Here is a 22473-nt window from a genome sequence, read left to right on the forward strand (position 1 = left end):
TTTGTCTCCCGTGAAAACTTTATGCTTAATTCCGCTTTAACTGATGAATAATTATTCACCTTGCATATAACAGTATCAATTGGCTGACCTTTGCATGGACTACCTAAAGAGATACATTGTTTCTTCCTTAAGGATGAGATGAGCGCCTAACTCAGCGTTGATTCGTTGCTGATCTATTGCCAACCAGAATGGCTCACAGGCGTTAAGGGAAGATCAACTAAGAAGCGCACTTCGCCCGAATCGCTCTGCGCGGCGATCGTTCCCCCTAAGCAAACTATTTGTTTCTGAACCAAGGCGAGTCCTAAGCCTGTACCTTTCTGATGGCGGTGCTCTTCTGAGCGAGACACAATGTTTGCAAGGCTAGGTGCCCGATAAAACTTATCAAAGATGTGGGGGAGTTCATCGGGCAAAATCTCAACGCCCGTGTTGCTCACCACCCATTGTAGAGTTCCTGCTGAGCCTAGCTGAGTGTCTAACTGAGCGCTAATGGTGATCACCCCACGAGGCGGCGTATACTTACAGGCGTTATTTAGGAGTTCGCTAAAGGCAGATGTGAGAATAGTGCGGTCTGAAATCAGAGGGGGCAGGTTTTCTGACAGAATCACCCGAATCTGTATCTGCTGCTGCTCCGCCCGACCTTCGTAGGCTTCGATGATTTGCGGAATCCACTCTGACAGGATGATAGGCGTCCAGTCAAATAGGGTGGCGTTGGCTTCTAAGCGCTGTATCTCCAAAAGGTCATTCACCAGATTCAGCTCTTGGTCACACTCGTTGCGCAGGATCTTGAGGTAGCGAGTAATTCGATCGCTTGAAGAATCCCCCTCGGCTCCCTGAGGCGATAACCTCTGCCTATCCAGGCTCATCTCCAGCATGTGAATAGACATCTTGATATTGGCTAAGGGCGATCGCAGTTCATGGGAAACCGTGCTGAGAAAATCATCCTTGAGCTGGCTGAGGCGCTGAAGCTCCGACATTTGAGACTCCAGAAGTTGCGTTCGTTGTAGGGCGATCGCGCGTTCTTGCACAAGCTCCCGTTCGGTAACATCTCGAAAGACTACGACTACGCCTGTGATATTGCCACTATCGTCTTTCAGCGGTGCAGCGCTGTCTGCAATGGGAATCTGCCTCCCGTCTTTGGTAATGAGCAAAACGGGATTGACTAAGTAGACCGTTCTACCTGTGCGCAGCACCTCTGAAACGGGATTTTCTAGAGGAATATGCGGTGTCTGTTCATTCACCAGCTGAAAGACCTGCAAAAGCGGCTGATTGACTGCCTCCTCCAGCTTCCAACCCGTTAAAGACTCGGCAACTAAGTTGAGGTATCTAACTTGCCCATGAGCATCGGTAACGATGACGCCATCTCCGATCGCCTTGAGAATCAGGCTCACCCAGCGCTGTTGCTCCATCAATGTCGTTTGCTGCTGCTGCCGTTGCAGGGCATTTTTAATGGCAATGTAGAGGTCGCGTTCTTTGATCGGCTTGAGAATATAGCCAAATAGCTCACTGTCTGTAGCGCGATCGACCGTTGCCCTATCCGAGTAGCCTGTGGCGTAAATGACTGGAATTTGAAGTTCGTTCCAGATCTGCTGAGCTGCCTCTACCCCGTCCATTTCACCCTCTAGGCGAATATCCATCAGCACAATGTCGGGTCGAAGATCTCTGGCTTTGGCGATCGCTTCTTCCCCAGAAGTAGCTGTGCCTGCCACAAAGTATCCCAAGCCCTCCAGGCAGGCTGTAATATCGCGGGCAACGATGCGCTCATCTTCCACAACCAGCACATGAACGGTTGGCTTTTGCTCATGAGGCAACGGCTCACGGGGCATAGGAACCTCCTGGAAACGTAATGCTAAATTGTGTTCCTGCATTGCAGCTAACCTGGAGCTTGCCCTTGAGCTGAGCAACAAAATCTTCAACGAGCTGCAAACCTAGCGTTTCGGGGTGAGGAAACCCAGGATCGGCTGAAAGCCCTACGCCATTATCGCCAACAATCAGCGTAATTTGCGCGTCGTCTCCATACTTCATTTCGACATCGATTTGCCCTGCTGCTGCTGCCGGGAAGGCATACTTCAGCGCGTTAGAAACCAGTTCATTAATAATTAACCCACAGGGAATAGCTTTATCGATATCTAGTGAAATGGACTCAACCCTTGTCTCCAGGGCGATTTGCCTCTCGCTAATATCGTAGGTGCTGAATAGATTGCTGACCAGCCCAGGGATATATTCGGCAAAGTCAATACTGGCCAAATTTTTAGAGCGATAGAGCTTTTCGTGAATCAGGGCGATCGTTTCAATTCGGTTTTGGCTTTCTAGCAGCGCTTCAACCGCCTGGGGGTCTTTAAGCTGGCGGCACTGCAATCGTAGAAGACTGTAGACAATTTGCAGATTATTTTTGACTCGATGGTGAATTTCTTTGAGCAAAACCTCCTTTTCTCGCAGAGATTGCTGGATCTGTTGTTCTGACTGCTTGCGATCGCTGATATCGCTAACGCGTACCAAATTAAGGGTTTTGCCCGCAACCTGAACAACGTTTGCATTAATGTAACCCCAAAAGATGCGACCTAGTTTGGTGCAATATTCAATTTCTCGACTCCAAAAGCCCTTGGCTTTCATCTCTTGAGTGATTGCCTCTAGCTCTGCAGCGCTAAACTGCTCACGCTGCAGCGTGTGTCCTGCGATATTGAGCAGCTCATTTTTGCTGACAGCCTCAAACATGTCTACGGCGCGACGGTTGCAGTCGAGCGTCAGCAGGGTTTGAGAATCGACTAGAAAAATGGCATCCGTTGATTCATCAAAGATGGCTTCCTTCAAATCACGGCTGCGGATCAGCTCTAGCTCTGTATGATGGCGATCGCTGATCTGGTTTTTCAGCTCTTGGTTGGCAAGCTCTAGCTGCGCAGGGCTAGGCAGAGCCAGCGCTTTTGGAATCAGCCTAAAAAGCGCAACAGCCGTTCCCAAAGAAACGACAGCCGTGATCGCCTTAATGCTTCCAGAAAGCCAGTAGACCGGGTGCCAAAGCGTCCAAACTTCTAGAAGATGCACCGTACCGCAGGCTGTAATGAATGCGCTGAACATCAGATATATCCAGTTAAACGGCAAATCTTGCCGCTGCTGCACAAAATAAAACAGAGTCAGCGGAATGGAATAATAAGCCAAAGCCGTCCCTAAATCTGAGAGGACATGCAGCCATACCAGCGCAGAGTTCCACAGATAGCAATGTCCATGGGGTATGAATGTCCCTGTCCCAAACAGATTTTGAATCAGTTCAAGCATAGGAGCCTCTCAACGGTATTGTTTTCCAGATCGTTTTCCAGACTTTGCGGATCATTTTCCCCAACCATGGTTTTTAGAGCTAAAAGCTCAGAATTGAGAGGCAAATCATACTTGCATTCAGCAACGTCAAACTAAAACTCACTTTCCAGCTCAATGACTTACCTGATCTAAGCATAAATACCCTTGTAATGCTGAACATTAAATGGATCTGTGCTTACTGTGTCTCCTGATTCTATTTTTAAGAGTGCTCCAGGTCGAGCAAAACGCATGTACTATGAAAGGAGAAACCGTGAAAAGGGAAGCCGTGCTAAGAAAAGCCGCGATCGGGAGTTTTGATCATGCACCTGCTCTTGATTGAGTCTCCTGGCAAGATCGCTAAGCTAAAACAAATTTTGGGCAGTGGCTGGATCGTCAAAGCCAGCATGGGACATGTGCGAGAGCTAGCAGACGATGGCGAAGATGCCCTCGGCTTTGACTTGACAGAAAACAGCGTCCAGTGTCGCTATGTGCCGCGAGGTGCTAAAGGAAAGCAGGTGCTTGCCGAACTGCGCCAGGTTGTGAAACAAGCCGATCGCGTATTTTTAGGATGCGATGAAGATCGAGAAGGAGAGGTGATCAGCTGGCATCTGGCGCAGGAATTGCGGTTAAAAAATCCGCAGCGGGTGGTCTACCACGAAATCACTGCCGATGCTGTAAGAGCGGCGATCGCCCAACCGCGACCCCTCAACGCCAATTTGATCGCCGCCGGGAGGGCGAGAGACTGTCTAGACAAGCTCGTGGGCTACCGAGGCAGCAAGCACATTGTCTGGAAGCTAAACATTGGTGCAAAGTCGATGGGGCGGGTGCAAAGCGCCACATTGCACCTGCTGTGTCAGCGAGAGCGAGAAATTCAGCTCTTTCAGCCGCAAAACTACTGGTCAGTCTGGGTAGAGTACGCAGAAGGCTTTCGGGCTTTTTATCGCGTCAAGCTCAACGCGGCTTCAACGTCTGGTACAGATGCTTCGCCAGACACCGCAGACGACACCGGAGAAGCCAAAGAGGTTCCCACAAGCGATCGCGTCCTCTCTCAAGCAGAAGCCGATCGATTGGTAGAGGTTGCCCGCACCCATCCTCATACCGTCACGGTGGTAGAGGGCAAAATTGCCCATCAGTCGCCGCCGCCGCCTTTCATCACCTCTACCCTTCAGCAGGCAGCAGGTGCAAAGCTGCATCTCAGCCCCGATCGCACCATGCAGGTGGCTCAGTCGCTCTACGAGAAGGGTTTGATCACCTATATGCGTACAGACAGCGTTGCCCTGAGTCCAGAGTTTTGTCAGGAAGTGCGGCAGTGGTTAGAGACGCATGATCCAGACAATGTGCCGAAGCAGATGACGCGCCACAAAAGCCGCAAAGGTTCTCAGGAGGCGCATGAAGCCATTCGTCCGACCGATCTGCATCGTCCCTCTGCACAACTTAAGGTAGAGCTGAGCACCGATGATTTTGCCCTATATGTGCTGATCTGGAAACGATCTGTCGCCTCACAGTGCAACCCAGCACGGCTACGCAAAACGCGAGTGGTGACGCGATCGGCGGATCTGCATTGGGAAACCAGAGGGCAAATTGTTGAATTTTTGGGCTATGCCCGCTACTGGCAAAATCTCCATACTGACCAACAGATTCCGGCTTTGAGTCAAGGGCAAGCGCTGACCCTTCAACAAGCCCAGGCTGAGCCGAAGCAAACTCAGCCGCCACCGCGCTATTCTGAGCCGAAGCTCGTGCAGCTGATGGAGCGTCGGGGAATTGGGCGACCTTCTACCTACGCGCCCACCATCAAAACCCTGAAGCAGCGAGACTATGTGCAGGTGGTCAAAGGCAAGCTGCAACCCACCGCCCTAGGGCTAGATTTAGACGCGGCTCTAGAGAAACTGCTGGTGAAGTTGGTTGATCCCACCTTTACTGCCGAAATGGAGCGATCGCTCGACCAAATCGCCCAAGGCGAAATAAATTGGGAGCGCTGGCTAAATGAGTGGAACAGAGGCTATTTTGCTCCGGCGCTAGAGCAAGCGCGGCAGCTCATGTCTCTCTCTGCTGGAACACTTTCTGGAAACTCTTCTAAAAATACTGGAGAGAAGATCGCTAAAAAGGCTGCCACTCAAAATAGTGCCAGCGGCAGATCACCTCAACTGCCTACTGGCAAACGCACCGAATATCCTTGCCCTGTTTGCCGCAAGCCGCTAGAAGAATATGTTTACCAAAAGGATGGACAGCCCAAAACCCTGTTGCGATGTTCCGATCGCGCCACAAACTCAGAGCAGCATCGCGAGGCAGTCTATTTCTACACCGCAAAAGGGAGCTTTTGGAGTCCCAAATTTGGCGAGCTTCAAGAAAGTTCCGAGACAAGTCGCGATCGGCAGACTCAAAAATCTTCCAGCGGCAAAAAGCGATCGCGTCGTCCACCTAAAGACTCAGATTAAATCTATCTGAATTTTATAGCTTGTCTTATTCCCTCGGTAATTACCCATAATGAATGTTGGATAATTTACTGCTGTTGGTGAAGCCATAAATCATACCGATTTAAATGAATTTGTGGGCACATTGAACCCCAGAAGGGGCTTGGCAATGCCAAGCCCGTACCGGGATCTGTCGTGGTTCCAATTCAAATTGGTATAGCCCTACGTAATTGAGTTAGGACGAGTTATTTTTGAGAGCCGCGCTCCGCGCGGCTCTCAAAAATAACTCATTGGATCTAAGCGCGTAGCGCTATATCAGCTATATCTCACAGTCTATGAATTAAAAAATCTATGGATTAAAAAGACTAATTCAATCCTTTAAAAGTATTGTATTGATACAAAGTTGGACAAAATTGCCAAACGTATTATTGCGATACAGATTTAATCGCAGTTATTTGTTAACTATTAAAGAATAAGAATTGTCTAATGTTCAAATTGAATTTTTATGGTATCTAAGCTATGGGTTGAATAATATGGACGGAAAAGAATTGTGAACTCCACCCATAGACTCTTTACAGGTCTGACAGAAATTAGGTTTGATAGAGTCACTAGACCTTTGCACTCTAGTTTGACTAAAGCTTTACTCCCTGCCCTTGATAGTTTTGTCCTCCAAACTCTTGGGCATGGTCATACGTAAAGGTAATACGTAGATCTAAAGTCTGTAATCGATAGAGTACCTTGCATAGCAAATAATCTAACTTGTGGGGTTGAGCTGCTTCTTGCAGAGGTATTGGTCTTGACCTTGCCATTGCCTAGCCATAAGCGTCAGCCGATTGATAGCGTCATTTTACATTGCGCAATGAGTAGATTCAGCGAAGTTTGAAAACCTTGAAAAATGACCTAATAGTTTAGAAAAATGAATGTTGAAAGTGGTCAGAAACCAGTTAGCTTAACGTCCCAGGCTTCTGTAAGCCAAAATCAAAACAGCTTTGACTTTGATGCCTGGGCTGCACAAGTCCGCCGCCAGATGGTTGCATCTCTCAAAAAAAGGACTGTCATCTACGGTGATTTTTGGGGAAATGAAGCTCGTGCAGCTAGCGCTAAGGCTGCTCTGGAGGAGACAAAGCCAGACATTCAGCCTGATTGACTGGAAAAATGTAAATTGCCCCAACCCCAACAGATCTGGGGGAAGGGTTATGGAACTTTTCGATCGCTCTATCCATGTCAGGTCAGCACTAATTGCCCCTGCATTGCTCATGCTGAAGAAGCGTTAGCGGAGTCGAGGTATCTTGGCCCTTAGCGCAGTCTTAAGATGTTTCTACTCCGCTGCGCCATATCATGAATGACAGTCGTAACCTGCGTCGCTGAGTTGGTGTCATACCGCTTTAAAGTTTAAATGGGGCAGATATTTTTTGAGAGCCGCGCAATGTGCGGCTCTCAAAAAATATCTGCCCCATAACCAGTTTAAATTGGTATCAGAGCTATTTCTTGCCTCTGGTTCAACTTATCTCCAATAGTTCGCCCTCTTCTTGCGGGTTGTGATATTCAGCAGGAGCCGAATAAAAGGCGCTGCGGTACTTGGCTCGGAAATAAAGCAGGGGAATGAACCCGATGGCGATCGCCCCAACGGTCATCAGCGATACCTCTAAGCCCAACTGCGGCAGCTGAAAAGCTCCGACCAGCAGCAGCAAAACGGCAGAAGTGACCGGCCAAATTCCCCGTAGCCAGAGAGACTTGCTGTCTTGGCGTAAGGTTTTACGGTAGTACCAAGCGCAAGCTAGACCCGTCATACCGTAGTAAAACGACACCATGACGCCGATCGAGCTAATCAAGCTTTGCATCACGGTACCAATGCTGGCGCTGGTGCTCGACAAAATCATCAGAAATAGCGCTAGCACTGTAATTACCAGACTAGCCAGCCAGGGAGTTTGAAAGTGAGGATGGATTTCTTCAAACTTCTCGTGAATGACGCGATCGCGCCCCATGGAAAACAGCGTCCGGGCGCACTGGGTGAGCTGAGTTTCGATCGTGCCGATCGTGCTAACCAATACCGCCAAAATAGCAATACTGCCCCAAGGACGCGGAAAAATAGCGTTGCCTAGAGCGGGCAAGAGATCTGCGCTGTGCTGCTCTACCTGCTCGGCAGTTAGCCCCATCTGAATAGCGACTTGCAGCAGCAAAAACAGCAGGAAAATCCCGACCATGCCCAAAACGCCGCTACTACCGGGAGCTGAATTAGAGTTTGAGGTTTCTTCGGCAACGTTAGAGGAGACATCCCAGCCGAAATAGTAGAACATCGCCACCAGCATTCCTGCCATGAAGGTTTGGAAATTGCCAAACGCCATAGGTGAAAACCACGCCCAAGAAAAGGGATGAACCGGGGCGGCGGAAAACTTAATGAATGCGCCGATCGCCAGTAGCAGCAGAGCAATGACCTCGATCGCTGTCATCAGCCGCTGAAACTTTGCCGCCACATGTACGCCCAAGATAGTCAGCGTCGCTACGCCCACAAACCACAAGCCTCCTGCCAGAGTTGCCAGCAGCACATTCTCCTTATATTGAGGAGCGATCAAGTCCAGCGTTGTTACGCCTACAGGCAAAGCCGCTGCCACCATAAACGCCGTACTCAACACCAAAAATGTCCAGGCACAAAGAAACCCCAGCACTGGGCTGAGCGATCGTCCCACCCAGGCGTAAGCTGTGCCAGCATCAGCGCGCCATCTGTTCAGGTGCATGAACGCAAACGAGATGCCAAACATGGGAATCGCCGCATAGAGCAAGGCTCCTGGCGAAGCTAATCCCACTGCCGCTACTAGCGCTGCCGTGGTGGCGTTTAGTGAATAGGAGGGAGCTGTGCCTGCTACTGCAAGGGTGATGGTATCAACGATCGATAAAGCGTTCTCCTTCAAGCCTTTAGACATAGGTTTTTAGTGGATTTTTGCTGTGCAGGTTCTCAAAACAGTTGCACAAGCCCAAGCACTCGGTCGTATAGCGCATTACATAAGCCTGTATCCTGCCGATCGCTACAAAAAAGCCCCAGCCGCAGCCAGGGTTTGAGGAGCACGGAGTCCGTACTGCTGCTAAACTACCCACGATCGATGTCAGCCTCAGCTCAAAGCTGCCCATGAATTTGATCGGCACAGCGATCGCTCCCTCAGCTCCAGTAACTCGGCTGTTTAAACGGCGTTACTCTGCGTTCTAAGGGACAATTACACAATTGTCACAAGACCGTCATAAGCCTGTACTTTGAATGTCATGGGCGATCGATATCTTGAATGTAGTTTCAGTTACGCACTCCTCACACCAACTCAGTCTCCGGTCAATGCGATCGGAGATTTTCCATTTTAGCTTTTCTCCCAATCAGTCTTTCCAGAGTGCAATGCCGCCCAGCAGCCCCATAACGTTGGCAACCACTTTGACGTTCGTAGGCAGCACTAGCTCAATTTTCTTGGTGTTGCCGCCGCCAATGTAGAGCGTGTCGTAGTTGAAAAGATAGCTGAGGGTGGCGATCGCTTTCTCCAGACGCTCATTCCAGCGTTTTTTGCCGACTTCATCTAGAGCGGCACGTCCAAGCTGCTGCTCATAGGTTTCGCCTTTGCGAAACGGGTGATGCCCCATCTCCAGGTTGGGAACGAGTTTGCCGTTGAGAAACAGCGCTGACCCAAAGCCTGTGCCCAGCGTAATCACCATCTCAACGCCATGTCCAGAGACTGCACCCAAACCCTGCATATCGGCATCGTTGACAACCCGCACAGGTTTACCTAGGTGGCGAGTGAGGGCACTCCCCAAATCAAAGCCGATCCATTCTGGGCTGACGTTTGCCGCAGTTTCGGTTATGCCCTGCCGCACCACGCCGGGATAGCCCACCGAAACGCGATCGAACTCTTTGTCTTTCGCCAATCCTACAACGGCTGAAAGCACCGCATTGGGAGTAGCGGGCTGCGGTGTGTCTACGCGCTCACGATCGGTCAGCGGACTGCCCTGCTCGTCTAAAACCATTACCTTGATACCGCTACCGCCGATATCCACGGCGAGTGTCTGAAGCGGCTTGCTGTCTTCCGCCATGGTGGGTATTTGTCCTCTTGAATCCTTGAATCTACGCGCATTCTACTGTATTAGATGTATTAGATTCCAGAACTCCGAATTTGTGAAGAATCCTTTGATAGGCTGGTGTCTGATTCAGCATTTGCCCAAGCTGCAATAGGCTCTCAATTGCCTGGTTTCGTAAATGCAGTGATGTTGGAGACTCAGTCGATCGCAAAGGTTACACTCGATCCCCCAGCTCCCTCAAAAAGGAGGCTTTAGAACTCAAGTTCCTCTTTTTGAGGGGAATTTTGGGGGATCAGACATGAGTGTTTCTAGCGTGAGCATTGGTTTGCGATCGACTGAGACTCTATAAAAGTGCGGCGCTGCATCAGGTCGCGATCGCCTACGAGATCGGGTTTGAGCCACCGATCGCCTTTACCGAAAGCCGCAGTTAATCAAGCTCTGGGCAAGTCGGGCGGAGAATATTGTGAAAGTCGCTGTAGTTGAGATCGGCGATCGGCTTGTAGATTTTGTACTGCTGCGGTGGACGAGTCATGACCGCAATCACCGTTTTGATCGGCGGATATCCTGGCTCTTTGCAAATCAGCTGGTTTACAGACACGGCAATATCAGGGCTAATGGGTAGGCGGTTGTAAACCCAATCCCTGACCTGAGCCACTTTGTTGGGATCAGTCTTAGACTTGCTGCGTGAGGGTAGATTCATGGCTTAAGCAATGGTAAACTGCACTTTGCTTGGATATCAAGCTATCAAAAACAAGAATTATTCTCAGTATAATTAGCTGCCGATTATGAGCCTTTCGCTTTCTTGTCCTATGGCGTTTTATGGCGTTCTGATCGTTCAAAACCCTATCTAGTAGTCAGCAGCAATGCCTTTTGATCTCTCTCCGCTGTGGATTTCTCTAAAAACAGCCAGTCTTGCCACATTCATCACGTTCTTCTTGGGCATTGCGGCTGCCTACTGGATGCAGGGCTATCAGGGCAAATGGAAATCTCTGTTAGAGAGCATTTTAATTTCGCCCTTAATTTTGCCGCCAACGGTGGTGGGTTTTTTGCTGCTGCTGCTGTGTGGCAAAAATGGGTGGGTAGGGCAATTGCTCGCGCCATTTAATGGAGCGATCGTCTTTACCTGGTATGCAGCCGTGATCAGCGGCACGGTGGTTGCTTTTCCGCTCATGTACAGAACCACGTTGGGAGCATTTGAACAAATAGATGCCAATTTACAGCGCGCTGCCAGAACTCTTGGAGCCTCGGAAAGCAGAGTGTTTTGGCGCGTCACCTTTCCTCTCGCCCTTCCCGGTATTTTGGCAGGTACGACGCTATCCTTTGCGCGATCGCTAGGAGAATTTGGTGCGACTTTAATGGTGGCAGGTAATATTCCTGGACAAACTCAAACGGTGCCCATGGCCATCTATTTTGCAGTAGAGAGCGGGTCATTTCAGGAAGCCTGGTTTTGGTCGCTGGTCATTCTCTCAATTTCTCTATTTAGCATCACTGCGGTGAATATAGGGCAGCAGCAGCAGAGTAAGGATGTGAGGAAGCTGAAGAGTAACAGCGCAAAAGACCAGAAGGTTTTTCCCTCTTCCCGATTTCCCGACTCCCCGACTTCCCCATTTCTCCAGGTCAATATCCAAAAGCATCTCCCCAACTTCTCCCTCCAAGTATCCTTCACGGCAGATCGACAAACCCTAGGGCTACTGGGCGCTTCGGGCGCAGGAAAAAGCATGATTTTACGGTGCATTGCCGGAATTGAAACTCCTAGCGCCGGACAAATTATTTTGAACGGGCGAGTGCTGTATGATTCTCAAAAGGGAATTAATTTACCTAGCTGCGATCGCCATATTGGGTTTCTTTTCCAGAACTATGCCCTATTTCCTCACCTTACGGTTGCCCAAAATATCGCCTTTGGTCTGCCCCAAAGCACACCGAAATCTGCGGTTAAACAGCAGGTAGAAGCCCAGCTTGTATCTGTGCAGCTCCAGGAATGGGGCGATTGCTATCCTCGTCAGCTTTCTGGGGGACAACAGCAGCGGGTTGCCCTAGCAAGAGCCTTGATTAACCGTCCCCAGGCGCTGCTGTTAGATGAACCTTTTTCGGCGTTGGATACTCACCTGCGGAGCCAAATGGAGCAGATCACGATCGCCACTCTAGAGCAGTACGCGGGTGTGAGTCTATTTGTAACGCATAACTTGGAGGAAGCATACCGAGTCTGCCAAAATTTGCTGGTGCTGGAGCGAGGTGAGGCGATCGCGGCTGATTCTAAACACCATATCTTCGAGCAGCCCCAGACCGTTAGCGTTGCTCAACTCACAGGCTGCAAAAACTTCTCTCGCGCTGTGCCTATTCAAGTGGATCGAAATGGCGTAAACCAGGTACAAGCGATCGACTGGAACTGTATCCTTACCTGTACTCATTTAATTCCACCACAGCTCGTTCAGGTTGGGATTCGCGCTCACCAAATTGTGTTTTTATCAGAATTGGATGAGCCTATTCCAGACAATGCTTTCTCCTGCTGGCTGGCTGCAACGAGTGAAACACCCCATCGCATAACACTATTTCTGAAGCTGCACTGTCCGCCCACAAGCCCCAACGACTATCATCTTCAGGCGGAAGTCTTCAAAGAAAAATGGCAAGTTCTCAAAAATCAGCCGTTCCCCTGGAATATTCGTCTCGATCCACAACGGCTTATCTTATTGGAGTGACTTATTTTATAGGTGCAGATTTTATGAGTGCAGATTCCGTGACGCAGAATTTCACAGCCTTAGCTGAACTTTATAGAGGGGCGCTGCTCAATGATGTCCTGCCTTTTTGGATGCAGCACTCGATCGACTGGCAGCAGGGCGGCTATTTCACCTGTCTCGATCGCACAGGTAAAGTCTACGACACCGACAAGTTTATCTGGCTGCAAAATCGCCAAGTGTGGACGTTCTCAATGCTATACAGTCAGTTAGAGCGGGCTGACCAGTTAGAACAGGCTGCTCAGTTAGAACAGAGACAAGACTGGCTCAAGGCTGCCACCCATGGCGCTAACTTCCTGGCAAATCATGGAAGAGATGCAGAAGGCAACTGGTACTTTGCCATCGATCGCGGAGGCAATCCGCTGGTACAGCCCTACAATATTTTCTCCGACTGCTTTGCAGCAATGGCGTTTAGTAAATATGCGCTGGCGGCAGATGCAGAGTGGGCAAAAGACGTGGCGTTACAGGCCTATGGCAATGTGCTGCGCCGCAAGGATAATCCTAAAGGCACCTACACTAAAGCTTATCCTGGCACACGTCCCATGAAATTTCTAGCGGTGCCGATGATTTTAGCGAATCTCTCGCTAGAGATGGATTGGTTGCTGCCCAGCGAACAGCTTGAGCAAATTCTGGCTGACACCGTTAAAGAGGTGATGACCGATTTTTGGGATGATGGCTTAATGTATGAAAACGTTTCCCCGGACGGTTCACACCTCGATTGCTTTGAAGGACGGCTGATTAATCCCGGTCACGGTATCGAAGCAATGTGGTTCATTATGGATATTGCTAATCGCCGCAACGATACTCAAATGATTCATAAAGCTGTAGATATCGTGCTGAGCATTCTGAACTTTTCCTGGGATTCTGAGTATGGCGGTCTGTACTATTTCATGGATGCAAAAGGGTATCCACCACAGCAATTAGAATGGGATCAAAAGCTGTGGTGGGTGCATCTGGAATCATTGGTAGCACTATCAATGGGCTATCGCCTCACCGGACGAGAGGAGTGTTGGAACTGGTATCAAAAGCTGCATGATTACACCTGGTCACACTTTGCCGACCCAGAATATGGCGAGTGGTTTGGCTATCTCGATCGCCGAGGTCAAGTATTGCTTAATCTCAAGGGTGGTAAATGGAAAGGCTGTTTTCATGTGCCGCGATCGCTGTATCTCTGCTGGCAGCAGTTTGCGGCATTGAGTGAGAAGGCAAACCTCGACGAACGTACAAGTTAGATTGAAAAAACTTTGCTGAGCTTAAATCCAATTTTTTCAAAGGCTAATTTACCATAGTAAACTCATCTGAATTATGAGATGCTTTTATTAGCTAATGACTAGATAAGGAGCTAGGAAGAAGGCATCTACCTGTTCTAGGCTTAACCTCAACTTACCATCGCTGTTATTTTTATCGACAGCGGCATTATTATAACCCCAAGGATTGACCAACTCGATACCCCAATCTCCAGCGGCTACAACCTTATAAGCATGGTCATTAGATATAACTGACTGAGGCTGCTGTGCCCAGATGTTTGCCAGCAAAACAGATTTGCCTTCAGCTAAGGCTTGAGAAATACTTTTCTCATCAACTTTGAAAGAATAGTCAGGAGTAGATTGGTTGATAGTCACCTCCCGGCCTGTCATCGCCTTGAGTGGAATCTCCAAAGTGTTTCCAGTTGTGACGTCTTTCCAAGCAGTAATTAAGTCGCGGTTGCTAAAACCTGTCTTTATTTCATGAGTCCACACTGCAAAAGCTTTCTCTGCTAAACCTAAAATATCTCCAGAGGTTTCAAAAGGGTCAGCATCGGAGGTTATAGTCACATAATCAGGCTTCAGAGTCGAGTTATAAAATTTGAAAGTAAACGTACCATCGCCATTGTTTACATAGCGCAAGTTATCAATAGCGGCAGCAAGAATAGCGCAGGTACCTTGATTCTTTTGACCCTTACCGTAGCCAAAGTCTGAATTACTAATAGTTATCGGTTGCCCAACAGGAACATCTTGAATGTCATAAACTTTAGTAGGAAAGCTAAAATAGCCAGAGCTATTTACACCTCTAAAATTAGAGTTTAGCTTAGCTTTTGCTTCACGACCTGCGGCAAGTACTTCGTTAGTAATTCCGCTAAGATATTCGAGGTTGTAGGTTCTGAGTAGGGCAGCAACCGTCTTTTTTTCTAAACGTGTAATTTTATTGTCCTTAAGAGAGTGTCTTAGACCTCTATAAACATTTTTCTTTGCTTCTCTATAAAAGATCACATTAGTTTCCACTCTAAAATTTCCCCGATTGGTACAGCTAAAGTGACCTATCGGGGCTTAGTATTTGGGTTAGGCAAACGGTATTGAGAGAAGGTTTAAATCTTCCCTAATAAGCTATTTACTTTTTGATCTACCAGGACTTGACAGCTAGAAAGCTTCGCTAAACTTTGGCTGTGGAATCTCCATTGTTAGCTTCACTAGGGCTAGTTGACTTCCGTGGTAATACTAAATTTGAATGGATACAAACTGTTGGTAGTCCTTAAGAGGTAAGGATTTTTAGTGGCGTGGCTTTGCCCACGCCACTAAAAATCCTTACCTAAATACCATTACAACTATTTACTAATTGAGGAGGTTAGAACAGTTTTTTTGAGGGAACAATATATTTAATAATTCCAAAAGCGATCGCCAAACCCAATATTCCCGCAGCCATCCAGAGCGGTGCAATTTTTGCCATCCATAAGCTGACTAGAATTAGTGCAGCACCGTCTGCGGCTAATACTAGAATACGCTGAGAAGTATCCCAAGGTTGAATCGGAGATACGCCTGAGGGATAGAGGCGGATATTAGAAAAGCAATTAAACCCAACCTGGCTCAGCAATACTATAACCGCACCCCACCCTAACCAAATTGCAGCAGTATAGAAGCCTATGAGTTCTAAAACGATCGTACTAACCGTAATTCTGTAGAAATGATTCAGGCGATCGTCCTGGGCTTGTCTATCCTGAACCTGTTGCCGAACCGCCGCAATCTGTTCTAGGTCAACAATTGCCATCCGGGTTTGCTCGACGGAAAACAGCAGAAATGCGAGTGCCAGCAGTTGAAAAGCCAGTCCAGTGCCACCAATTATCTGTCTTCCTAAACCAAGGCTAGCGGGAAAGAAGAGCAAAACCATCAGCCAACCAATCGACGACATAAGATAGGGCTTTAGAACATACGAGCACTTCAAAATCTTAAAGCATCTTAAGCCACAAAAATGATCAAGTAGTTTCAGGTTGATTTGAACAGCTCATGACCTACACAAGTGTTACGGCAACTGCCAAGGCGGTTAGGGCGGGGACATTTAGGGTGGGGCAGCACCCTAAATGTCCTAAGCAAACTGGCGACAGCTATTATCTACAACTGCACTACCGATTTAAACTGGCTATGAGGCAGATATTTTTTGAGAGATGCACGAAACGCGGCTCTCAAAAATATCTGCCTTGTTTAGACTTTAAAGCGACGCTACGAACAGGGGAGATTCGCAAGTACTTCTTCTGTATTTACGGTAGATCTAGGTCGCGATCGCAACTGTGCCAATCGAATTGGCTCACAATCTCCAGGCAGCGAATTTTGTGCCATTGAGTCGGTCTTAAAGTGCTTAGCAAACAGTCTTTTTGTCAGGAGATAAGCCTCTCTTTGATTACGCCGATCCTGCACACCCCTAAGTCCTAAATAGGGAAAGTGATGAATCATATAGCCAAATAAAAGCTGACAGTCTTCTGCATATTTTTGCGTATCCAGAATGTGACAATGCCATATCTGATCAATTTCTAAAGATGGCGCTAACTGTAGATGAGGATACCGATCGTAGAGATACAGAAAAGCCAAGTATTGGGCGATCGCCTTTACGACCTGTGGCTTTGTCCAGTACAAGTCTGTTGGCGACTGCATGAGCTGATAAGCAATCGGATCTAGATCAAGCTGACGGGCTTTCTGTAAGAAAATTTCAAAAGATTGAGATGGGACTTGATTAAGGGCAACCATGATAAACTCCTAGGGGGCAATTAGGAATGGGCTGACTATGTGACGCTATGCCTCTATTACATTCCTATACCGACTGAGTTCATGACTGAGAATGTCCGACTTTATCAAACGCTAGATTAACTTTCGCAGTAGCTCGATCGCTTCTCACACTTCAGTCTACATTCTGCTGACCTACAGTAAGGTTAACTACGCTTGGATAAACGTTCAGTCAAAATTAATCTCCCGTTAACTCACCCCATAAAGTATTTGCTATATTGTTGTGCCTAAATATCTACTGTTCCTAAGTCGAAGATTGCAACAGCGCACTCAGGCATGGCTAAATCGATGAAGGATCTGTAGACGCAAGGAGTGTTTATGGCGGCTATTCAACTGGTAGTCTGCGATATGGCAGGCACGACCGTTAAAGATGACAGAGAGGTAGAGCAGTGTTTTTCTGAGGCTGCTGAACAAACGGGTTTGAGCGCAAGTTCCGAAAAGGTTGTTGCTATGATGGGTCTACCCAAAAAGCTGGTCTTTCAAACGCTTTGGCACGACCAAATCGGTAGAGATCATCCAGACTACTGTGCGAATGTGGAGACTTCTTTTACAGCGTTCAAGCATATTCTAGAAACCCATTATCAGACTCAGCCCGTTGCACCGACGATCGGCTGTCTAGAGCTATTCGCTTGGCTAAAATCCCAGGGGATTCAAATTGCCCTGACAACAGGATTTTATCGAGAAGTCACAGATATTATCTTGGGTCGCTTGGGCTGGAACCAGGGACTGAGTATTGAGTACATCGGTTCAGGCTCATCGCTGATTCAGGTTTCCGTCACGCCCTCAGAAATCTTTAATACCGAAGGTCGCCCTGCACCCTACATGATTCAAAAAGCAATGTATAAGCTAGGCGTTGTTGATTCCAAGACAGTCGTGAATATTGGGGATACCCCCTCTGATCTGGAATCTGGAATCCATGCGAATTGTCTTTACTCCTTTGGCGTCACGAATGGAACGCATACGAGAGAGCAGCTTGCAGCTCATCCTAATGATGGACTGTTTGACTCATTATCAGAATTTCAAGAGAAGTTAGCAGGTTTGTTGTCTTGAACCCCTATGAGTCAAATACATCACACAGACGTTGCCATAGTTGGAGCTGGAATTGTGGGATTAGCTCATGCTTTGGCAGCGGCAAAAAAGGGCTTGAAAGTTGTTGTCTTCGATCGCCATCCGGTAGCAGTCGGGGCATCTATCCGCAACTTTGGCATGGTCTGGCCGATCGGTCAGCCGACAGAGCTGCTGGATAGAGCCTTACGATCGCGCCAGATTTGGATAGAAGTCGCCTCGAAAGCTGGGTTTCCTGCCGAGCAGAGCGGCTCCTTGCACCTGGCATACCGACAGGACGAACTGGATGTTCTGCAAGAGTTTGTAGATACCCGGCGAGATGACAAATACTCGATCGCCCTACTCACCCCCGAACAGATCGCGGAGAAAAGTCCTGGGGCAGTCATAGACGGCTTGCTGGGCGGACTGTGGAGCGGGACGGAGGTAATCGTTGATCCCCGCGAGGCGATCGCCAAAATTCCTGATTTTCTCGCGGCAGCCTACGGAGTAGAATTCAAGTTCAATGCCGTTGTCACTGATATTTCCTATCCAAAGTTGGTCGCAGGTGGGGAAGAGTGGAAATGCGATCGCATCTATGTGTGCAGCGGTACTGACTTTGAAACGCTTTATCCAGAGGTCTATCGACAAAGTGGCATTACCAAAGTCAAACTGCAAATGATGCGAACTGTGCCTCAGCCAAACAACTGGCGATTAGGGGCATCTCTTTGCGCTGGGCTAACGCTCACCCACTATACGGCTTTTGCTCACTGCTCATCTCTGGCACGCCTAAAAGCCAGAGTTCAGGCAGAAACTCCCTACTTTGTCGAGTGGGGCATCCATGTCATGGTTTCCCAAAACGCTCTGGGCGAACTGACCATTGGCGACTCGCATGAGTACGGCTTGAATTTAGATCCGTTCGATCGCGCCGACTTAAATCAATACATCCTTGATTATTTCAAAACTTTTGCTCAGCCGCCCTCCCTAGAAATGGCTCAAACCTGGCATGGCATCTACGCTAAGATTCCGCAGCGAACTGAATGGATTGCTCATCCAGAACCAGGCGTGACGATCGTCAATGCGCCCGGAGGGGCTGGTATGACTCTATCTTTTGGTCTGGCAGAGGAGGTCACAGGCTAATGGAGTCATGTTCCCATTCTTATACCGAATTTGGGTCTAAGAATAATCAACTTTACCCAATGCTAAATCAACTTTTGCAGTAACTCGCTCGTCTCCTCCGCCTCTACCTGCATTCCCAATTGTTCAAATAACTGCCTTGCCTCTTCTGCCCAACGGTGAGCCACAGATCGATCGCCTTGAGTTTGTTCGAGACAGGCTAGCGATCGCATACAAAAAGCAGACCGACAGTCGTCATCATTTTCCTGAGCCACCTGTAACCCAGCCTCCATGAGCAGACGCGCCTCAGAGAAATTACCCTGCTTCAGCGCCACATCCGCCAACCAGTCTTTCGTCAAAAAGATAACTCGTCGCCAGTCGATCGCCTCAGCCTGACACAATGCCTGCTGAAAATGAACCTGAGCTTGCGGATAACCTTGTGTTTTGTAAGCAATCTCGCCTTGATAATAATGCCACTGCGTCCAAAGACGCTGATAAACCGCAGCGTCAGAGCTGGCACTCAGAAGAGTCTCTGCGTCCTGGAGCCACTGAGAGGCTACTAAAAACTGCTGCTGCTCAATTTGCCAGACCGCAACGTGAATCGCTAGATCAATCTGAAAGGATACATCCGTGTGATTACGATATTCCCAAGCTTTAGCAAAGAGGGATTCTGCGGCTTGCAGATGATGAGATTGCCCCATCAAAGTCAGCGTCCAAGCTCTGTCAAATAACACATCTGCCGCCATCGCCCTATCTTGCCGCTGTTCTGCTGCCTGAATCAACCAATCCGTCCAGTCTAGACGCGTTGCCCAGCAGGTGAGCCGATTGCTGCGGTAGCCTTGAGCATGGCTATAGCACCGGACTTTCTGCCAAAATTGACAGACTTCTACATAGCGATCGCTCGCAATGCACCACTCGATCACCTCTTGCAGATTATTCCATTCTTGCTCCAAAGGACTGTAGTTCTGCCAGTCTCTCCAATCTTTACCGCCGTGGGTTTCTGCAAAGGTAAGATACCATTCAACGCGACGATCGTAAGCTCCTGCTTCAAAGTCAGGCTTCAGCTCAGCAATCGCATATTCTCGCGTCAGAGGCAGCATATCGTACCGCCCGTCCTGCTGGTTAATCAGCGAGAGCTGCTGTAGTTTTGCCAAGCCTTGAGTGACGGTCTGCCCATCGATTACATCAGCTACATAGGCGATCGCCTCCCTCACCGCAGAGCCGGGAAACAAAGCTAACGCCATAAACAGGTTGTGAACGGCGCTATTTCTCATCAACACGATCGAACTTTCAAAATAAAAGTGAGCATAATCCCCTGTGGCAACAGCAGATGACACGATCGGATAACCGCTGGCGATTAGACCGACGGCGTAAACGATGGCGGCAGGAATACCGCAAGTCTGATGATACAGTTGCCGAATCACCGTTGCATTGAGGTTAAGTCCCTTACCGTAAATCTGATTCTGAATTAAGTTGATGCTTTCAAACTCTAGCAAAGGCGCTAGGGCAACGGCAGGAAACGGAGTCTGTTGCCGACTGGTCAGCAAAACTTTTACCGCGATCGGTAAGTCGTAGAGAAATGCCAGGATGGACTGCCAATCTTCAACGGTTTCCAAATTATCGATAACCAACAAAGTGCGCTGACGTGAAAGCTGAACTTGAATTTGTGCAAGCTGCTCATCAAACGGCTGTAGCAGTAGGGCTGGACACTGCAATATCTGGGCGATCGCCCGGAAGATATCTTGTAGGCTGCGATCGGACTGTAGGCGCGGCAACACCCCAGCGGCGGTGAGGCGATCGGGTTTGGCAGAAGTAAAGACGATCGCCTTAAATTCTCCCGACTGGAGCAAACGATGGGCGATCGAGAGTGCTAGCGTCGTTTTGCCCATGCCGCCCAATCCTTCAATGCTGATGCAGTGAGCCGGATGCTCAAAGGAAAGGAAATTGAGCAGGCGATCGGTTTCCGCCTCTCGCCCAATTAAGGCGCTGTAGTTGACGACCGGAAGATTGTGAACAGGAGAGGATTGAGGTTCCGCAGATCGTAAAGCTTGATCATACTGCTGAAAGACGGTTTGCAGATTGCGTCTGGAGACTGGCTGATTCAGCGCTTTAGAGAGTAACTTCCACAGCTTGGAGCTTACCTGCTTGATGTAGTCAGGTTGATAGTCCATTGTGTCAGCGATCGCGTCATAGCGCTCTCCCAGCCAAATCAGGTGGAATACCTTGAGCTGAGTGTCGCTCAGTTGGGGCTTTTGCTCAGCAGCGTCGAGGATTTGATGTAAGAGGGCGATCGCTTCATCTGCGGTCATGGTCAGTCGGTATGGGGGCTTGTATGTCTAGGCTCCCTCAAATATCAATAGGTCGCTTGTGCCGCTAAAAGCACTTCACGCAAAATTTATAGATTTTTGCTAAAAACTTTACACAAAACTTACGGATTTCCACTGAAAAGCTATCACCTTTGATTACCTTTTCTCACTGCGGCGATCGGAGAGTTCAAATATTCTAGGGCGTAGCGGAGCTGGAGCAGCATATCTGCTCAGATAAGTCAGTCGTTCTCATACATGAACTCAGTTAGCAGGGTAGTTTGATCAGGATATGAAGGGTGATGGTTCAGATCAGTACTATTGGATGTTCTGTGTGGGCGATCGTAAATTGTATGAAAAAACTGATATGTGAAAAAAACTGATTTGCACTCAAAGTCATTGCAGCTAACTAAGTCGAAAAGATGGTTTTAACGGTTGGCAACTCCATACCGTAAGAACTGAAATCGGCGAAACTGCTGCTGTGCAAACTTATCAAAACGCTCGGTAATGAGAGCGACTTTTTGCTGAGGTAGAGTGTTCGCCAACTGTATAAAGGGACTAGTGTACGAACAACTTTAAATTGCTGTCAAAACCAGAAAACAACCAAAACAGAGGTAAATACGCATGATCAACTCAACCGCTATTGTTCAAGGTTTAGAAAATCTCAAGCTGACCTTAGACAAAGTTCAAGCAGATGTAAACAAAGATCTTTTTGGAGCGAATCTTCCTTTAATTGGTAAGCAAATACAGGGAAACAGAGATGCTCAATTCCTGGCTGATCTTCAACAAGGACTCGATCAGGCTATAAAAAATTTACAGAGTTCTGGCAACAGCCTAGCCGCTCAACAGATTGCAAGTAACCTGAATCAAGCATTAAATTCATACGGTGCTAGCGTCAAGCTCACATCCTCTTCAGAGACGGATGCTGAGTTCAGCTTACAGTTTAGGAGACAGTCTCAACTAGATTCTTCTTTAACACCTGAATCGGGTTTGCCAGGATTAAAGCTAAATCTTGAAGGTAATGCTTCCACAGACGTTGCTTTTGATTTCAAACTTGGTTTCGGGATCAAGCAAAATAAATTCTTTCTTGACACGTCTGCTCCAGAAGATCTAGCGGTTACGCTCAGAGTGTCTCTCCCAGAAAAGATAAGCGGAAAATTAGGCTTTCTAAACGTTGATGCAACAGATCAAGGGACTCGATTACAAGGGAAATTCTCTGTAGATTGGAATGACAGCAATGGTGATGGTGATTTAGCCGATGCAGGTGAGAGTACTGGTCGCCTATCAGGAGACATGGAGCTGAAACTTGGGCTTGTTACCAGTGTCAAAGCTCCTTCAGGTCTGAGTTTACTGCCATCTCTCGTATCAGATTTAACTGTAAAAACAGGCGATATCTTTAATCCTGCCAGCATTCAGTCGTCGTCAGCTTCTTTTCAAAATGTTGGCGTAAATCTTAGCTCTGTTTTTGGATCGAATGGTTTTGCTACTGAGGTTTTAGAGCAAG

The 22473-nt window shown here is 48.2% G+C and carries 16 protein-coding genes; 6 read left to right on the forward strand and 10 right to left on the reverse strand.

What is annotated here, in order from left to right:
- Positions 1 to 173 precede the first annotated feature (173 nt).
- Both AC5JMP_RS21070 and AC5JMP_RS21075 read right to left on the reverse strand, forming a co-directional pair.
- Positions 174 to 1823 (reverse strand): hybrid sensor histidine kinase/response regulator, encoded by a 1650-nt coding sequence (locus AC5JMP_RS21070; protein ID WP_495853456.1) that lies wholly within the window; start codon positions 1821 to 1823, stop codon positions 174 to 176.
- On the reverse strand, positions 1813 to 3270 hold the full coding sequence (locus AC5JMP_RS21075; protein ID WP_495853457.1) for a sensor histidine kinase: 1458 nt from the start codon (positions 3268 to 3270) through the stop codon (positions 1813 to 1815). Before AC5JMP_RS21075 ends, AC5JMP_RS21070 begins: the two co-directional genes overlap by 11 nt.
- Before the next feature lie 338 nt (positions 3271 to 3608).
- Between AC5JMP_RS21075 and topA the strand changes: the two genes are divergently transcribed.
- Complete coding sequence (gene topA, locus AC5JMP_RS21080; RefSeq protein WP_495853458.1) at positions 3609 to 5723, forward strand: type I DNA topoisomerase; 2115 nt, start codon at positions 3609 to 3611, stop codon at positions 5721 to 5723.
- Positions 5724 to 6615: 892 nt separating this feature from the next.
- Positions 6616 to 6846 carry a hypothetical protein gene (locus AC5JMP_RS21085; RefSeq protein WP_495853459.1) on the forward strand — a complete coding sequence of 77 codons (231 nt, stop codon included), beginning with the start codon at positions 6616 to 6618 and terminating at the stop codon, positions 6844 to 6846.
- A 352-nt stretch (positions 6847 to 7198) separates the two neighbouring features.
- Here AC5JMP_RS21085 and AC5JMP_RS21090 read toward each other — a convergent pair whose 3' ends face one another.
- The 4 genes from AC5JMP_RS21090 to AC5JMP_RS21105 all read right to left on the reverse strand — a co-directional run bounded on the left by AC5JMP_RS21090 (position 7199) and on the right by AC5JMP_RS21105 (position 10449).
- The gene (locus AC5JMP_RS21090; protein ID WP_495853460.1) at positions 7199 to 8620 is read right to left on the reverse strand and encodes an APC family permease; all 1422 of its coding nucleotides are present in this window, start codon (positions 8618 to 8620) and stop codon (positions 7199 to 7201) included.
- The gene (locus tag AC5JMP_RS21095) at positions 8613 to 8840 is read right to left on the reverse strand and encodes a hypothetical protein (protein ID WP_495853461.1); all 228 of its coding nucleotides are present in this window, start codon (positions 8838 to 8840) and stop codon (positions 8613 to 8615) included. Before AC5JMP_RS21095 ends, AC5JMP_RS21090 begins: the two co-directional genes overlap by 8 nt.
- Positions 8841 to 9059: 219 nt before the next feature.
- Entirely contained in the window at positions 9060 to 9764 is a 705-nt protein-coding gene (locus AC5JMP_RS21100; protein ID WP_495853462.1) for an ROK family protein, read from the reverse strand.
- 412 nt (positions 9765 to 10176) lie between these two features.
- Positions 10177 to 10449 carry a hypothetical protein gene (locus AC5JMP_RS21105; RefSeq protein ID WP_495853463.1) on the reverse strand — a complete coding sequence of 91 codons (273 nt, stop codon included), beginning with the start codon at positions 10447 to 10449 and terminating at the stop codon, positions 10177 to 10179.
- 163 nt (positions 10450 to 10612) lie between these two features.
- Between AC5JMP_RS21105 and modB the strand changes: the two genes are divergently transcribed.
- Complete coding sequence (gene modB, locus AC5JMP_RS21110; RefSeq protein ID WP_495853464.1) at positions 10613 to 12445, forward strand: molybdate ABC transporter permease subunit; 1833 nt, start codon at positions 10613 to 10615, stop codon at positions 12443 to 12445.
- Between the two features lie 23 nt (positions 12446 to 12468).
- Positions 12469 to 13713, forward strand: coding sequence for a n-acyl-d-glucosamine 2-epimerase (locus AC5JMP_RS21115; protein WP_495853465.1), 1245 nt, complete (start codon positions 12469 to 12471; stop codon positions 13711 to 13713).
- Positions 13714 to 13800: 87 nt separating this feature from the next.
- On the opposite strand, the gene AC5JMP_RS21120 is transcribed toward AC5JMP_RS21115, so the two are convergent.
- The 3 genes from AC5JMP_RS21120 to AC5JMP_RS21130 form a co-directional block, all read right to left on the reverse strand.
- A complete protein-coding gene (locus tag AC5JMP_RS21120) occupies positions 13801 to 14742 on the reverse strand; it encodes a hypothetical protein (protein WP_495853466.1) in 942 nt (313 codons plus the stop codon).
- A gap of 340 nt (positions 14743 to 15082) precedes the next feature.
- Positions 15083 to 15643 carry a hypothetical protein gene (locus AC5JMP_RS21125; protein ID WP_495853467.1) on the reverse strand — a complete coding sequence of 187 codons (561 nt, stop codon included), beginning with the start codon at positions 15641 to 15643 and terminating at the stop codon, positions 15083 to 15085.
- A gap of 308 nt (positions 15644 to 15951) precedes the next feature.
- Entirely contained in the window at positions 15952 to 16473 is a 522-nt protein-coding gene (locus tag AC5JMP_RS21130; RefSeq protein ID WP_495853468.1) for a glycine-rich domain-containing protein, read from the reverse strand.
- 354 nt (positions 16474 to 16827) lie between these two features.
- Between AC5JMP_RS21130 and AC5JMP_RS21135 the strand changes: the two genes are divergently transcribed.
- Both AC5JMP_RS21135 and AC5JMP_RS21140 read left to right on the forward strand, forming a co-directional pair.
- Positions 16828 to 17559 carry an HAD hydrolase-like protein gene (locus tag AC5JMP_RS21135; protein ID WP_495853469.1) on the forward strand — a complete coding sequence of 244 codons (732 nt, stop codon included), beginning with the start codon at positions 16828 to 16830 and terminating at the stop codon, positions 17557 to 17559.
- A 6-nt stretch (positions 17560 to 17565) separates the two neighbouring features.
- A complete protein-coding gene (locus AC5JMP_RS21140; RefSeq protein ID WP_495853470.1) occupies positions 17566 to 18690 on the forward strand; it encodes a TIGR03364 family FAD-dependent oxidoreductase in 1125 nt (374 codons plus the stop codon).
- A gap of 62 nt (positions 18691 to 18752) precedes the next feature.
- Here the strand turns inward: AC5JMP_RS21140 and AC5JMP_RS21145 are convergent, their stop codons facing one another.
- Positions 18753 to 20975 carry a helix-turn-helix domain-containing protein gene (locus AC5JMP_RS21145; protein WP_495853471.1) on the reverse strand — a complete coding sequence of 741 codons (2223 nt, stop codon included), beginning with the start codon at positions 20973 to 20975 and terminating at the stop codon, positions 18753 to 18755.
- Positions 20976 to 22473 lie beyond the last annotated feature (1498 nt).

Source organism: Drouetiella sp. (genome assembly GCF_059504425.1).

Coding starts and splice junctions, on each gene's coding strand:
- AC5JMP_RS21090 (WP_495853460.1), bottom strand. CDS start 8,620: ATGTCTAAAGGCTTGAAGGAGAACGCTTTATCGATCGTTGATACCATC.
- AC5JMP_RS21135 (WP_495853469.1), top strand. CDS start 16,828: ATGGCGGCTATTCAACTGGTAGTCTGCGATATGGCAGGCACGACCGTT.
- AC5JMP_RS21125 (WP_495853467.1), bottom strand. CDS start 15,643: ATGTCGTCGATTGGTTGGCTGATGGTTTTGCTCTTCTTTCCCGCTAGC.
- AC5JMP_RS21140 (WP_495853470.1), top strand. CDS start 17,566: ATGAGTCAAATACATCACACAGACGTTGCCATAGTTGGAGCTGGAATT.
- AC5JMP_RS21075 (WP_495853457.1), bottom strand. CDS start 3,270: ATGCTTGAACTGATTCAAAATCTGTTTGGGACAGGGACATTCATACCC.
- AC5JMP_RS21115 (WP_495853465.1), top strand. CDS start 12,469: ATGAGTGCAGATTCCGTGACGCAGAATTTCACAGCCTTAGCTGAACTT.
- AC5JMP_RS21085 (WP_495853459.1), top strand. CDS start 6,616: ATGAATGTTGAAAGTGGTCAGAAACCAGTTAGCTTAACGTCCCAGGCT.
- topA (WP_495853458.1), top strand. CDS start 3,609: ATGCACCTGCTCTTGATTGAGTCTCCTGGCAAGATCGCTAAGCTAAAA.
- AC5JMP_RS21100 (WP_495853462.1), bottom strand. CDS start 9,764: ATGGCGGAAGACAGCAAGCCGCTTCAGACACTCGCCGTGGATATCGGC.
- AC5JMP_RS21105 (WP_495853463.1), bottom strand. CDS start 10,449: ATGAATCTACCCTCACGCAGCAAGTCTAAGACTGATCCCAACAAAGTG.
- AC5JMP_RS21130 (WP_495853468.1), bottom strand. CDS start 16,473: ATGGTTGCCCTTAATCAAGTCCCATCTCAATCTTTTGAAATTTTCTTA.
- modB (WP_495853464.1), top strand. CDS start 10,613: ATGCCTTTTGATCTCTCTCCGCTGTGGATTTCTCTAAAAACAGCCAGT.
- AC5JMP_RS21145 (WP_495853471.1), bottom strand. CDS start 20,975: ATGACCGCAGATGAAGCGATCGCCCTCTTACATCAAATCCTCGACGCT.
- AC5JMP_RS21070 (WP_495853456.1), bottom strand. CDS start 1,823: ATGCCCCGTGAGCCGTTGCCTCATGAGCAAAAGCCAACCGTTCATGTG.